This is a genomic window from Mycobacteriales bacterium, assembly GCA_036497565.1.
Classification (GTDB): Bacteria; Actinomycetota; Actinomycetes; order Mycobacteriales; family QHCD01; genus DASXJE01.
This window is the reverse complement of the sequence record DASXJE010000198.1, coordinates 1-13,284: the sequence shown is the minus strand read 5'-3', so window position 1 is coordinate 13,284 and position 13,284 is coordinate 1. Positions and strand designations below refer to the sequence as shown.

The 13,284-nt window shown below is 72.4% G+C and carries 13 protein-coding genes and 1 tRNA gene; 12 read left to right on the top strand and 2 right to left on the bottom strand.

The genetic code is table 11. The features are described 5' to 3' along the window. Nucleotides 1-42: 42 nt before the first annotated feature. The 4 genes from VGH85_16530 to VGH85_16515 all read left to right on the top strand — a co-directional run bounded on the left by VGH85_16530 (nt 43) and on the right by VGH85_16515 (nt 4,440). Nucleotides 43-363 carry an L-rhamnose mutarotase gene (locus tag VGH85_16530; protein ID HEY2175414.1) on the top strand — a complete coding sequence of 107 codons (321 nt, stop codon included), beginning with the start codon at nt 43-45 and terminating at the stop codon, nt 361-363. Beyond that, entirely contained in the window at nt 356-2,425 is a 2,070-nt protein-coding gene (locus tag VGH85_16525; GenBank protein HEY2175413.1) for a bifunctional aldolase/short-chain dehydrogenase, read from the top strand. Before VGH85_16530 ends, VGH85_16525 begins: the two co-directional genes overlap by 8 nt. 63 nt (nt 2,426-2,488) lie before the next feature. Further along, nucleotides 2,489-2,983, top strand: coding sequence for an amino-acid N-acetyltransferase (locus VGH85_16520; protein HEY2175412.1), 495 nt, complete (start codon nt 2,489-2,491; stop codon nt 2,981-2,983). Beyond that, entirely contained in the window at nt 2,980-4,440 is a 1,461-nt protein-coding gene (locus tag VGH85_16515) for a rhamnulokinase family protein (protein ID HEY2175411.1), read from the top strand. The genes VGH85_16520 and VGH85_16515 overlap by 4 nt, the downstream gene beginning before the upstream one ends. 13 nt (nt 4,441-4,453) lie before the next feature. Here the strand turns inward: VGH85_16515 and VGH85_16510 are convergent, their stop codons facing one another. Together VGH85_16510 and VGH85_16505 are read right to left on the bottom strand one after the other, a co-directional pair. Beyond that, the gene (locus VGH85_16510) at nt 4,454-7,456 is read right to left on the bottom strand and encodes an AAA family ATPase (GenBank protein HEY2175410.1); all 3,003 of its coding nucleotides are present in this window, start codon (nt 7,454-7,456) and stop codon (nt 4,454-4,456) included. A gap of 42 nt (nt 7,457-7,498) precedes the next feature. After that, nucleotides 7,499-7,738, bottom strand: a complete 240-nt coding sequence (locus VGH85_16505) for a hypothetical protein (GenBank protein HEY2175409.1) — start codon at nt 7,736-7,738, stop codon at nt 7,499-7,501. A 162-nt stretch (nt 7,739-7,900) separates the two neighbouring features. Between VGH85_16505 and VGH85_16500 the strand changes: the two genes are divergently transcribed. The 8 genes from VGH85_16500 to nagZ form a co-directional block, all read left to right on the top strand. Further along, a complete protein-coding gene (locus VGH85_16500) occupies nt 7,901-8,800 on the top strand; it encodes an EamA family transporter (GenBank protein HEY2175408.1) in 900 nt (299 codons plus the stop codon). 82 nt (nt 8,801-8,882) lie between these two features. Next, nucleotides 8,883-9,368 (top strand): tRNA adenosine deaminase-associated protein, encoded by a 486-nt coding sequence (locus tag VGH85_16495; GenBank protein ID HEY2175407.1) that lies wholly within the window; start codon nt 8,883-8,885, stop codon nt 9,366-9,368. Between the two features lie 52 nt (nt 9,369-9,420). Continuing rightward, on the top strand, nt 9,421-9,912 hold the full coding sequence (locus VGH85_16490) for a tRNA adenosine deaminase-associated protein (GenBank protein HEY2175406.1): 492 nt from the start codon (nt 9,421-9,423) through the stop codon (nt 9,910-9,912). Beyond that, a complete protein-coding gene (gene tadA / locus VGH85_16485; GenBank protein HEY2175405.1) occupies nt 9,909-10,367 on the top strand; it encodes a tRNA adenosine(34) deaminase TadA in 459 nt (152 codons plus the stop codon). The genes VGH85_16490 and tadA overlap by 4 nt, the downstream gene beginning before the upstream one ends. Nucleotides 10,368-10,399: 32 nt before the next feature. Beyond that, nucleotides 10,400-10,489, top strand: a tRNA-Ser gene (locus tag VGH85_16480). A 64-nt stretch (nt 10,490-10,553) separates the two neighbouring features. Continuing rightward, on the top strand, nt 10,554-11,228 hold the full coding sequence (locus VGH85_16475) for an RraA family protein (protein HEY2175404.1): 675 nt from the start codon (nt 10,554-10,556) through the stop codon (nt 11,226-11,228). Further along, nucleotides 11,228-12,253, top strand: coding sequence for an alcohol dehydrogenase catalytic domain-containing protein (locus tag VGH85_16470; protein ID HEY2175403.1), 1,026 nt, complete (start codon nt 11,228-11,230; stop codon nt 12,251-12,253). Before VGH85_16475 ends, VGH85_16470 begins: the two co-directional genes overlap by 1 nt. Further along, the coding region (gene nagZ / locus VGH85_16465) for a beta-N-acetylhexosaminidase (GenBank protein HEY2175402.1) at nt 12,250-13,284 on the top strand (1,035 nt) is incomplete at its 3' end. The genes VGH85_16470 and nagZ, both read left to right, overlap by 4 nt.

The window sequence follows — 13,284 nt, the reverse complement described above, 5'->3', positions numbered from 1 at the left end:
GGGTGCGAACACGGGCGGCTGTCTCGCAGGAGAGGGGCGAGGATGGAGCGGGTCTGTTTCCTGCTGCAGGTCAAGCCGGACCGGATCGAGGAGTATCGCGCCCGCCACCGCGCGGTCTGGCCGCGCATGCAGGAGGCGCTCCAGAAGACCGGGTGGCGCAACTACTCGATCTTCGTCCGCGACGACGGCCTGCTCGTCGGCTATCTCGAGGCCGACGACTTCGCCGCAGCACAGCAGGCGATGGCCGAGACGGAGGTCAACGCGGAGTGGCAGGCCGAGATGGCAGAATTCTTCGTCGACCTCGATGACCAACGACCGGACGAAGGCTTCGTCCGCCTGGCGGAGGTGTTCCACCTTGACTGACCCCGCGACGACTGGCCCCGCAACCGACGTACCTCTCGAGGTGCAGGCGCTGCTCGACCGCAGCCACGAACTCGGAGCGGATCCCCGCAACACCAACTACGCCGGGGGCAACACCTCGGCCAAGGCCACCGTCCCCGACCCGGTGACCCGCGCCGACATCGAGTTGCTGTGGGTGAAGGGCTCCGGGGGCGACCTCGGCACGCTCAAGGCGACCGGTCTCGCGGCCCTCCGGCTGGACCGGCTGCGCGCCCTCGTCGACGTCTACCCGGGCGTCGACCGCGAGGACGAGATGGTGGCGGCGTTCGACTACTGCCTGCACGGGAAGGGCGGGGCGGCGCCGTCGATCGATACGGCGATGCACGGCCTCGTCGACCGCCCCCACGTCGACCACCTGCACCCCGACTCGATCATCGCGTTCGCGACCGCCGCCGACGGCGAGGCGCTCACGAAGGAGTGTTTCGGCGAGCGCGTCGTCTGGGTCCCGTGGCGCCGGCCCGGCTTCCAACTCGGGTTGGACATCGCCGGGATCGTCCAGGAACACCCGCAGGCGGTCGGCGCGATCCTCGGCGGGCACGGACTCACGACCTGGGGCGACACCTCCGACGAGTGCCGGGACCGGTCGCTGTCCGCGATCCGCACCGCCACCGATTACATCGACCAGCACGGCGCCCCGGAGCCGTTCGGCTCGGCGATCCCCGGCTACGGACCGCTCGCCGCCGCCGAGCGCCGCCGCCGCGCAGCCGACCTCGCGCCGCTGCTGCGCGGACTCGCGTCCACCGACCGCCGGCAGGTCGGGCACTTCACCGACGCCGACGTCGTCCTCGACTTCCTGGCGCACGACAAGCACCCGGACCTCGCCGCGCTCGGCACCTCCTGCCCCGACCACTTTCTACGCACCAAGGTGCGCCCGCTCGTCCTCGACCTGCCGCCGGCCGCCCCGCTCGAGGAGGTCACCGCGCGGCTGCGCGAACTGCACGCCGCCTACCGCGCGGACTACGCCGCCTACTACCAGCGAAACGCCGACCCCGACTCGCCGCCGATGCGCGGCGCCGATCCGGCGATCGTGCTGGTGCCCGGCGTCGGGATGTTCAGCTTCGGCAAGGACAAGCAGACCGCGCGGGTCGCCGGCGAGTTCTACGTCAACGCCATCAACGTGATGCGCGGCGCCGAGGCGCTGTCCAGCTACGCCCCGATCCCGGAGTCGGAGAAGTTCCGGATCGAGTACTGGGCGCTGGAGGAGGCCAAGCTCGCGCGCATGCCCAAGCCCAAGCCGCTCGCGACCCGAGTGGCGGTCGTGACCGGCGCCGGCTCGGGCATCGGTCGGGCCATCGCCACACGACTCGCCGCGGAGGGGGCCTGCGTCGTCGTCGCCGATGTGAATGCCACCGGTGCGGCGGAGGTGGCCGCCGACCTCGGCGGTCCCGACGTGGCGGTGCCGGTCGAGGTCGACGTGACCGACGAGCATGCGATCGAGCAGGCGCTGCGCTCGGCCGCGCTCGCCTTCGGCGGGGTGGATCTGGTCGTCAACAACGCCGGGCTGTCGATCTCCAAGAGCCTGCTCGACACCACCGTCGACGAATGGGACCTGCAGCACGACGTCATGGCCCGCGGGTCATTCCTGGTCTCCCGGGCCGCCGCCCGGGTGATGATCGAGCAGGGGCTGGGCGGTGACATCGTCTACATTGCGAGCAAGAACGCGATCTTCGCCGGCCCGAACAACGTCGCGTACGGCGCCGCCAAGGCCGACCAGGCGCACCAGGTGCGGCTGCTCGCCGCCGAGCTCGGCGAGCACGGCATCCGGGTCAACGGCGTCAACCCCGACGCCGTGGTCCGCGGTTCGGGCATCTTCGCCGGCGGCTGGGGAGCCCAGCGCGCGGCGGTTTACGGCGTCGAGGAGGAGAAGCTCGGCGAGTACTACGCCCAGCGCACCCTGCTCAAGCACGAGGTGCTGCCCGAGCACGTCGCCGCCGCGGTGTTCGCCCTCACGGCGGGCGACCTGCAGCAAACCACCGGCCTGCTGATCCCGGTCGACGCCGGGGTGGCGGCCGCCTTCCTGCGCTGACGACCGATGGCCACCACGGAGCGCCGGGACGCCCCGATACGCTCGCTCGACGTGGAGATCACCATCCGCCGGGCGCGTACCCGCGACGTCACGGCGATCCAGGAGCTGCTCGACGCATACGTCGCGAAGCGCATCCTGCTGGGCAAGAACACCGTCACCCTCTACGAGGACGTGCAGGAGTTCTGGGTGGCCGAGCAACCCGGCAGCGGGCGGGTGGTCGGCTGCGGCGCGGTGCACGTGCTGTGGGAGGACCTGGCCGAGGTGCGGACGGTGGCGGTGCACCCGGAGTACCGCAGTCAGGGCATCGGCCATCTGTTGCTCGAGCAGTTGCTGGCCGCCGCGCGTGAGGTCGGAGTCGAGCGGGTCTTCGTCCTGACCTTCGAGGTCCGGTTCTTCGCCGAGCACGGCTTCGCCGAGATCGAAGGGACTCCCGTGCCGCATCACGTCTACGCCGAGCTGCTGCGCTCCTACGACGAGGGCGTCGCGGAGTTCCTCGACCTCGAGCGGGTCAAACCCAACACCCTCGGCAACACCCGGATGCTGCGGATGCTGCGATGACCTCCGTCGTCGCCGTGGATCTCGGCGCCGCCAGCGCCCGCGTCGTGCTCGGCGAGATCGGCCGGGAGACCCTCGACCTGCGTGAGCTGCACCGGGTGCCCAACGAACCGGTCCAGGTCGGGAACACCCTGCACTGGGACATCCTCCGGCTCTACGGCGGCGTACTCGACGGGCTCCGCCGGGCCGCGGGCGACGGGGCCGCCGTCGACAGCGTCGGCGTCGACTCCTGGGCGGTCGACTACGGGCTGATCGACCGCAGCGGCGCGCTGCTGGGCAATCCGGTGCACTACCGCGACCGGCGTACCGAGGGCGCGGTCGAGGCGGTGTCGGCGGTCGTCGGCGCCGAGGAGCTCTACGCCACGACCGGCATCCAGCAGTTGCCGATCAACACGATCTACCAGTTGGCCGCGGCGCGGGGATCGGCGCAGCTCGCCGCGGCCGACACGCTGCTGCTGATCCCGGACCTGATCGGCTATTGGCTGACCGGCGAGATCGGCGCGGAGGTCACCAACGCCTCGACCACCCAGCTCTTCGACCTGCACCGGGAGACCTGGTCCGACGACCTGATCGGCCGGCTGGACCTGCCGGCCGGGATCTTCCCGCCGCTGCGCCGGCCCGGCGACCGGGTAGGCGTGATCGGCGGGAGCGCCGCCGACGAGACCGGACTCGCCGTACCGGTGACCGCGGTCGGTTCGCACGACACGGCCTCCGCCGTGGTCGCCGTGCCCGCGCGCAACGAGCGGTTCGGCTACATCTCCTGCGGCACCTGGTCATTGGTCGGTGTCGAACTGGACAAGCCGGTGCTGTCGGCCGACAGCAGGGCGGCGAACTTCACCAACGAGCGGGGGATCGACGGCACGGTGCGCTATCTGCGCAACGTCATGGGCCTCTGGCTGCTGCAGGAGAGCCAGCGGACCTGGCGGGGAGCCGGGCAGCAGACCGACGTGGCGGAGCTCCTCGCCGCGGCGGCGGCCGAACCCGCACTGCGCGCGGTCGTCGACCCCGACAACCCGGCGTTCCTCGCACCCGGCGACATGCCGGCGCGGATCGCCGCGGCCTGTCGGCGCACCGGCCAGCCGGTGCCGGACCGGCCGGCGGCGGTCGTGCGGACGATCATCGAGAGCCTCGCCCTGGCGCACCGGGTGGCGATCCGGGCGGCACAACGGCTGTCCGGACGCGCCATCGATGCGGTGCACATGGTCGGCGGCGGGGCCCGCAACGACCTGCTCTGCCAGCTGACCGCCGACGCCTGCGATCTCCCCGTCCTCGCCGGACCGGTGGAGGCGACCTCGATCGGCAACGTTCTGGTGCAGGCGCGGGCCCTCGGCGCCGTCGGCGACCTCGTCGACATGCGACGGCTGGTGGCGGCCACCCATCAGGTACGCCGGTTCGAGCCGAAGGCGGACGAGAGGGCATGGTCGTCAGCGGCGGCCCGTGCGGGGCTCGCCGACCCCTGACCCGGCCGGCCGGTCAGCCCGAGCGGGCCGCCGGCCTCGTCGACCGCGTGTCGATGGGGTCGAAGAGGCGCAGGTGATGCGCGGTCGCCGCGGCCGCGGTGCGGCTGTCGACTCCGAGCTTGGCCAGGATGTTGGACACGTGGACGCTCGCCGTCTTGGGTGAGATGAACAGCGTCGCGCCGATCTCGCGGTTGGTCCTCCCGTCGGTGACCAGGCGCAGTACGTCGAGCTCGCGATCGGTGAGACCGGTGGTGGTCCGGTCGCCGTTGGTGGAGCTTGGTGTCGTGGTGCTCGCAGCCGGTGGGCCGGCCGGGATGGTGATCCGGGCCCGCTGGGCGAGAAGAGTGATCTCCTGCTCCAGCGACCGGGCCGGCAGCCGGGCCGCGAGCCCGCGCGCCCGCGCGAGCCGGTCGCCCGCACCGCCGCGGTCGCCCGACCGCATGGCGGCTTCCCCGGCGCGGAACTCCGCGTAGGCCTGCTCGAACGGCTCGGCGAGGCGCGCCCTGAGCGCAGCCGCGGAATCCCACGCCGCGAGCTCGGCCGCGGCGTCACCGCGGTGCCGCTCGGCTTCGAACGTGAGCCGGTCGGCCTCCTGGCACATGTTGGCGGCGGCCATTCCCTGGGCTCGGTCGGTGAGCTGTGAAAGGACGGAGTCGGCGCGGGCGGCCGCGGGCGGGTCGTGCAGCGCCGCCGCCTGCGCCCGCAGCTCGACGCAGGCGCGGGCGCCGATGGCCAGGAGCGGCCAGGCGTGGCGGGCCGGAGTGGGCCTCGGGTCGAGGATCGCCGCTTCCTCCATCAGGTCGACCGCCCGGGCGGGGTCGCCGCTGGCCAGGGCCACCTCGGCCTCGAGCCGGAACTGGGGGAGGCGGTGTTGGGCGATCGGGTCGGCGGCCAGGTCGGCCCCGACGTACTGCGCGGTCGTCCGCGCGGCGTCGTCGATGTCGCCACGGCGAAGCGCGATCGCGGCCCGCAGCTGCACCAGGAAGCGGCGATGGGTCGGCGGCGGGTCCAGGGCGAGCGCGTCGTCGATGACTTCGACCGCGTCCGGCCACTGGCCCAGGGCGTACTGCGCTTCTGCCACGTTGATGGCGAGGAAGGCGCCGTGGTTGCGTGCGAGCCCGGCGGCGGCGGCCCGGCCCGTGCCGCTGCGGGCCACCGCGATCGCCTGGTCGTAGCGTCCGGCGCCCATGAGGGCGTCGGAGCGATCCACCATCGCGCGGAACAGGCTCTCGTCGTCACCGCAGCGATCGGCGAGCTCGCTGCTTTCGTCGAACCGGCGCAGTGCACCGTCGAGATCCCCGCGGTAGGTATCGCACATGGCGAGTGTCGTCAACGCGTGCGCGGCCGAACCGTCGGCGCCGATCCGGCGGGACAGCGCCAGGGCTCGCTCGGCGGTCGCTCGCGCCTGCTCGTCGAGCGAGTGCAGCATCTCGACACCGGCGAGGAAGGCCAGCACCCGGGCGGCCATCTCGTGGTCGGGCTGCGCCTCGGCGAGGCGGGCGGCCTCCCGCAGATCATCGAACCGCTCGGTGTGCCCGATCTGCTGCCGGGAGCGGCCCCGCAGCTCCAACAGCGCCGCCGCGCGCAGCGGCTCCCGGTCGGCGTCGAGCTCACCCAGGGCGGCGGTGGCGTAGGAGTCGGCCCGGGCCGGGTCGCCGGCGGTCCGGGCGGTCTGCCCGGCCGCCTCGAGGAGGCCGACGTGATCGACGGGGAGCCGACTCGCAGCGCCCGGCGCCCGGTCCCACAGCGCCAGCACGCGTTCGAGCAGAGCCAGCTTCTCGGCGTAGGCGAAGGTCGATCCGGCGTCCTCGGCGGCGGCCCACGCGGCGGTGACCGCGCGATCGATCACGTGGGCGGCGTGCCAGTGATAGGCGATCTCCACGTTGCGGCGGTCGGGGGGCACGAGAGACGGGTCGGCTTCGATCGCCTCGGCGTAACGCTGGTGCAGCGCGGTGGCCTCGCCGGGCAGCAGCTCGTCGTGGACGGTTTCGCGGATGAGCGCATGCCGGAACGCGAAGGTCTCCTCGTCGACGACGAGGATGTTGGCCTCGACGGCGGCGCGCAGCGCTTCGGCGAGATCGTTGTCGTTTTCGGTGGTGACCGCATCGAGGAGGCGATGGCCGACCCGGTTGCCGCCGGCCGCGGCGACCCGCAGCACCCGCTGGGCGGAGTCAGGGAGCCGCTCCACCGTGCGCAACAGCAGGTCGCGGAGCGATTCGCTGATGTCGTAACGGCCGTCGTCCTCGCAGGACAGCAGCGCTTCGACGAAGAGCGGGTTGCCCTCGGCCCGGCCGACGAGGAGATCGACGAGGGCTGGCTCCGGCTCGCGACCGAGGATCCCGGCCGCCTGCGCCGCGACGTCGGGCCGACTCAACCGGTCGAGATCGAGTCGCTCGACCCCGGGCACCCGGGCGAGCTCGGCCAGCAGCGGCCGGAGCGGATGGCGGCGGTGCAGGTCGTCCGACCGGTAGGTGGCGATGAGGAGTACGCCGGACGTGCGCAGGCTGCGCACGAGGAAAACCAGGAGCTCACGGGTCGAGCGGTCGGCCCAGTGCAGGTCCTCGATGACGAGGACCAACGGACGCTGCGCGGCCAGGCCCTCGAGGAGTTGGAGAAACCCCTCGAAGAGCGGTGCGCGTGCTGTCTCGTCGCCGGGCCGTCGATCCGACCGCCCCAGCTCCGGCAGACACGGCGCGAGGTCGCCGACGTCGGGAACCAGAGCGCCGACCGCGTCGACACCGATGTCGCGGACCAGGCTGCGGAGCGCGGCGGTGAACGGCGTGTAGGGGAGGCCCTCGGCACCTAGCTCGAGCGCGCCGCCGACCAGGACCCGGCACCCGGCCCGGGTCGCCACGCCGGCGAACTCGGTGACCAGTCGGGTCTTGCCGACACCTGCCTCGCCGGCGATGAGCACGGTCTGCGACTCGGCGTCACCGGCCTCGCGCAGTGCCGCACCCAACGCGGCGAGCTCCGCCGTACGGCCCACGAAGACCGGGCTGCTGGTACCTCTGGTCACACCAGCCAGGATGCCACCGACCACCGACATCGCGCGGCCCGCTCAGCGGCTGCCCGCGGAGGTGGAGCCGCCGGGGATCACCCGGAGCGCGGGTGCGCGGGCCGGAGTGGGGGCGGGCGCCTGCGGCGCAGGCGTCCGGGTCGGGGTCGACGTGCGGCGGTGCAGCAGCCGGGACCAGGACCAGCCCGGCCTGTGGCGGGCGATCAGGCGATGGACTTCCGCCTCGTGCCGCAGGTCGGCGATGTGCTGCTCGGCGATGCGGGCCGTCACCTCGGAATACATGGTGCCTCCTCGTTGTGCGCCGGCCGCTCGACCGACACGTCGAGGTTCCCGCGGGGACCCCGGTCACCACATCGGACAAAATCAGTGTTGTGGCCGGCCCGGGTCCTTAGGCGGAGGGTCCGGAGTGCTTAGGGACGGACGACGGACGACTGAGGGGGGCCGGTGACCAGACGCGGATGGCTCCTTTTTGTCACCATGTGCGTGGTCTGGGGCATCCCGTACCTCCTTATCAAGGTCGCCGTACGGGACCTCAGCCCGGTGAGCCTCGTCTTCTTCCGCACCGGCATCGCCGCGCTGCTCCTGGTGCCGGTCGCCGTCGCGCGGGGCCAGTTCCTCCCGGTCTTCCGGCGGTGGCGCCCGCTGGTCGTCTACACGGTCGTGGAGATGGCGGTTCCGTGGCTGCTGCTGTCCCGGGCCGAGGAACGGCTGTCCAGCTCGTTGACCGGGCTGCTGGTGGCCGCCGTCCCGCTGGTCGGCGCAGTGCTCGCCCGGACGACCGGGGACCGCGAGCGACTGGAGCCGCGCCGGATCGTCGGACTGCTCGTCGGCATCGGCGGCGTGGCTGCCCTCGTCGGGCTCGATCTCGGCTCGGTGGATCTGCCTTCCCTCGGCGGTATGGCGGTCGTCATCGTCGGTTACGCCGTGGGCCCGGTGATCCTCTCCCGGTCGCTGGGTGACCTGCCCGCGCTCGGTGTGGTGGCCGCGTCCCTCGCGCTGTGCGCAGTCGGCTACCTCCCGTTCGCGCTCACTCAACTTCCCGCCGCCGTCCCGGGACCGGCGGTGCTCGCCTCCGTGCTGCTGCTTGCGGTGGTGTGTACGGCGGTGGCATTCCTCGTCTTCTTCGCGCTGATCGCAGAGGTCGGGCCGAGTCGCTCCCTCGTGTTCACCTACGTCAACCCCGCGGTCGCCGTCACCCTCGGTGTCGTGCTGTTGAACGAGCCGCTCACTTTGGCCACCGGGATCGGCTTCGTCCTCGTCATCGTCGGATCGGTGCTCGCGACCCGGCGCCCCGGCCCGCGGGACCCGGCAGGACGCAAGGCGGTCGGACTGACCAACCGATAGTCCGACGAGGCATATTCGGTCTGAGCTTTGTCGCAGGGCCAGGTTCTGGAACGATCCGACACAGACGTCGAAGGGGCGGGGAATGGCAGAGGACGGCTTCGCGGTCACGGCCTACCGCGAGGACGGTGGCGTGTGGCAGTGCGGTCTGCTGCCCGAATCCGTGCTCGACGATCTCGACGTCGCGGTGGCGACCGTGCGTTCCCAGCCGGGCGAGGGCGGCGCCATCGTTCTCCTCGACATCGACGACGAGTTCTTCGTCGCGCTGCGGTCGGGCCGGCCCGGCGACGTACGCATGCTGCTGTCGGACATCACCGCGGCCGCGGACTACGAGATCGCCCGGCAGGCCGTGCGCTACCTCGGCGAGGAGACGCCCGACGACGACGAACTCGACGAGGTGTGGCCGGTCGGCGATCTTGCGATCTTCGCTGACCTCGGCCTGGACGAGATGGAGCTACGAGCGATCCTCGACGACCTGGATCTCTACGCCGACGAGATGATCGCGGCGATCGCCGGGCGCGTCGGTTTCGCGTACGCCTACGCTCAGGTGGTCGACGCGCTGCCGCGCTGACATCAGCCTGCGCACCACCCCGCCGCAGTCACCACCTCACGGAGGAAGGGACGTGTCTTACGCCGCCATCGTCGTCGCCAGGTCCGCACAGGGTTGGACAGCCTCGGAGGTCGATCTCGACGAGGTCGAGGACGTCGACGGGGCCGCCGAGTTGGCCCGTGAGGTCAGCGCCGGCGCCCATCCCACGGTGCTGTTCATCGAGGAAGAGGACGAATACCTCGCCATCCTGCGGGTCGACGGCGACTTCGACGATCCGCGGGTCTTCGTCTCCGACGCGAAGGCGGTCGACAACTTCCGGCTCGCCGCGCTGCTGCTCGACGGGATCGGGCCGGAGCCCGACGACGACGACGATGACGAAGACGCACCCGCCGGACACGACTCGGAGCCGGCCGGCGACGTCGACCTCCTGAGCGATCTCGGCACTCCGGCCCGGTCTCTCGTCGCGTTGTGCGACCAGGAGGGGACGCTGCCCTCCGACGTGGTCGCCGCCGTCTGCGAGAACGCCGGCTGCCTGGCCGAACTCGAGATGCTGCGCGAGGCATGACGGCGTACGACCCGTGGATGCGGCTCGCGCTCGCCGCGGCCGTGCGGGACGGGCCGGGTGCGGCCGACGTGCCGGTCGGCGCCGTGGTCGTCGACCCGGACGGCACGCCCATCGCCGAGGCGGGCAACGCCCGCGAGCGGCTGGGCGATCCGACCGCGCACGCGGAGGTGCTCGCGCTGCGGCAGGCGGCCGAGGTCCTGGGCCGGTGGCGCCTGTCCGGTTGCACGCTGGTCGTCACCCTGGAGCCGTGCACGATGTGCGCCGGTGCTGCGGTCCTGGCCCGGATCGACCGACTGGTCTACGGCACGGCTGACCCGAAGGCCGGTGCGGTGGGCTCGCTCTGGGACGTGGTCCGGGACCGCCGGCTCAACCATCGGCCCGAGGTGGTCGGCGGCGTGTTGCGCGACGAGTGCGGCGCGCTGCTGCGGGACTTCTTCGCCGGCCACCGCGGCTGAGCCGGGGCTCCCGGTCGGGTAACCTCGCCGACGGTGGCGTGTCCGAGCGGCCGAAGGAGCACGCCTCGAAAGCGTGTGAGGGGGCAACTCCTCCGTGGGTTCGAATCCCACCGCCACCGCCACGTCCCCTTGGTCCGGCGACCAGCCGACGGACCGTCCCGGCCCGCGTGCTGCGAGGTGTCGACGATGACCGACCATCCGACGGTCGACGGCGCGGCGATCGACCTCGACCGGCTGGCCGGGACGACCTACACCGCCGTCTTCTCCGACGTGTGCGACTCGCTCGGCCTGCGTGACCAGACCTGCGCGCCCGGACTCACTCCGGTCGTCACCGGCGGGGGAACCGCCCTCGGCTGGGCGCGCACCGCCCGCTCGGTCGCGGTCAGCGGGCCACCGCCCCGGCCGTACGGCGCCGAGATCGACTTCATCGACTCCCTACGGCCCGGCGACCTGGTTGTCGCGACCTGCGACGAGCCGGCCGCACTGTGGGGGGAGCTCTTCTCGACCGCGGCGCTCGGGCGCGGCGCCCGTGGGGCGGTCATCGACGGGCTGATCCGGGACCGCGACAAGATCGCCACGATGCCGTTTCCCGTCTTCGCCCGCGGCTACCGGCCGACCGACAGCCTCGCCCGGGTCGCGATCAGCGGGACCGACGAGCCGATCACCGTGGCCGGAGTGCCGGCCCGGACGGGCGACCTGGTCGTCGCGGACTCCGACGGCATCGTCGTCGTACCCCGGGATGTCGTCGCCGAGGTCGTTCCCCGGGTGCTGGAGAAGGCGACCACCGAGGACAAGGCCCGCGGCCTGCTGCTCGAGGGCGGGTTGCTGGCCGACGTGTGGGAGAGATTTCGGGTGCTGTGATGCTGGCGCTGCGATGGCATGGCCGCAAGGACATCCGGCTCGACGACATCCCGCCGCCCGGGCCACCGGCCGACGGCGAGGTCACGATCCGGGTGGCGTGGTGCGGCATCTGCGGTACCGATGTCGAGGAGTGGCTGCACGGGCCGCTGTTCATCGCCGCCGACGCGCCCAACCCGTTGACCGGGCAGCAGGCGCCCATCGTGCTCGGTCATGAGATCGGCGGCGAGATCGTGCAGGTCGCTGCCGGGGTCGACGCGTTCGAGGCCGGGGACCGGGTCGGCGTGGACGGCATCATGTCCTGCGGCCGCTGCTACTGGTGCCGTCGGCACCGGATCACGCTCTGCCCGCAGCTGGCCGCCGTCGGCATCATGTCCGACGGCGGGCTGGCCGAGTTCGTCAACGTGCCGGCCTCGACCTGCGTGCGGTTGCCCGACGAACTGCCGACCGAGGCCGGCGCCCTGGCCGAGCCGCTCTCCGTCGGTGTCCACGGGCTGAGGCAGGGTCGGCTGGTGCCCGGCGAGCGGGTCGCGGTCATCGGTGCCGGAACGGTCGGCCTGCTCGCCGCGCAGGCGGCACGGGCGATGGGCGCCTCGCAGGTGTGCGTCGTCGAACGTCTCCCGGCGCGCCGCGCAATCGCGGAGAAGCTCGGGCTGCAGACCTGTCCCGTCGACGGCGGGCTCGACGCCGACGTCGTCCTGGAATGTTCCGGGTCGGCGGCCGCGGTCGGCCCGGCGATCGCCGGCGCGCGGCGCGGCGGCCGCATCGTCCTTGTCGGCATCACCGAGTCCGCACCGCCGCTCGACCTGCTCGAGCTGGTCCGGACCGAGAAGGAGGTGATCGGGTCGCTGTCGCACGTCTGTGACGAGGACTTCGCGGCCGCGGTGAGCCTGCTCGCCGGCGGCGGTGTGCAGATGCTGCCGTTGATCAGCGATCGCATCAGCCTCGACCGGGTCATCCCGGACGGCCTGCAGGCACTCGTCGACCACCCCGCCGACCATCTGAAGATCCTGGTCAGCCCGACGTGACCACCGACATCGACCGCTGCCTGATGGTGAGCATGCCGGGCACCACGATCAGCCCGGACCTCGCCGCTTGGCTCGAGCGTGGCCTCGGCGGCGTGATCCTCTTCGGACAGAACATCACCGGCCCCGAGCAACTCGCCGACCTCGTCGCGGAACTGCGACAGCACTCTCCCGACCTGCTGATCGGGGTGGACGAGGAGGGTGGCGACGTCAGCCGGCTCGAGCATCCCGGCGGGTCGTCCTACCCGGGCAACCTCGCTCTGGGCGAGGTCGACGACGTCGCGCTCACCGCCCGGGTCGCCGGCTCGATCGCCGACCTGGTCGCCGCGGCCGGGATCAGCATCGACTTCGCCCCGGTCGCCGACGTCAACACCAACCCGCTCAACCCGGTCATCGGGCCGCGCGCGTTCGGCGCCGACCCCGACCTGGTGGCCCGGCACACCGCCGCCTTCGTCGAGGGCTTGCAGTCCCGCGGGATCGCGGCCTGCGCCAAGCACTTCCCGGGCCACGGCGGTACGGCGCTCGACTCGCACCTCGACCTGCCGACCGTCGAGCGCACCCGTGAGCAGACCACCGCGATCGACCTCGTCCCGTTCCGCGCGGCGGTGGCCGCCGGCGTCAAGATGGTCATGACCGCCCACGTCGTGCACCCGGGCTGGGACGACCGGCCGGCCACGCTCAGCCGCACGATCATGACCGACCTGCTTCGCGGCGAACTGGGATTCGACGGCGTCATCATCACCGACGGGATGCGCATGGCGGCGATCCGCGAAGGCATCGGATGCACCGAGGGGGCGGTCCAGGCGTTGAGCGCGGGGGTCGACCTGCTCTGCATCGACCTCGAACCCGGGGAGCAGTGGCAAGTGCGCGAAGCGATCGCCGACGCGGTCGACTCCGGACGACTGCCGGCGGCGCGGGTCGCCGAGGCCGCCCGCCGGGTCGACGCGTTGTGCGGCTGGACCGATCCGACACCCGCCGGGCCGGCCGACCGCGCGGTCGGTCTGGAGGCCGCCCGCCGCGCCCTGCGGGTGGAC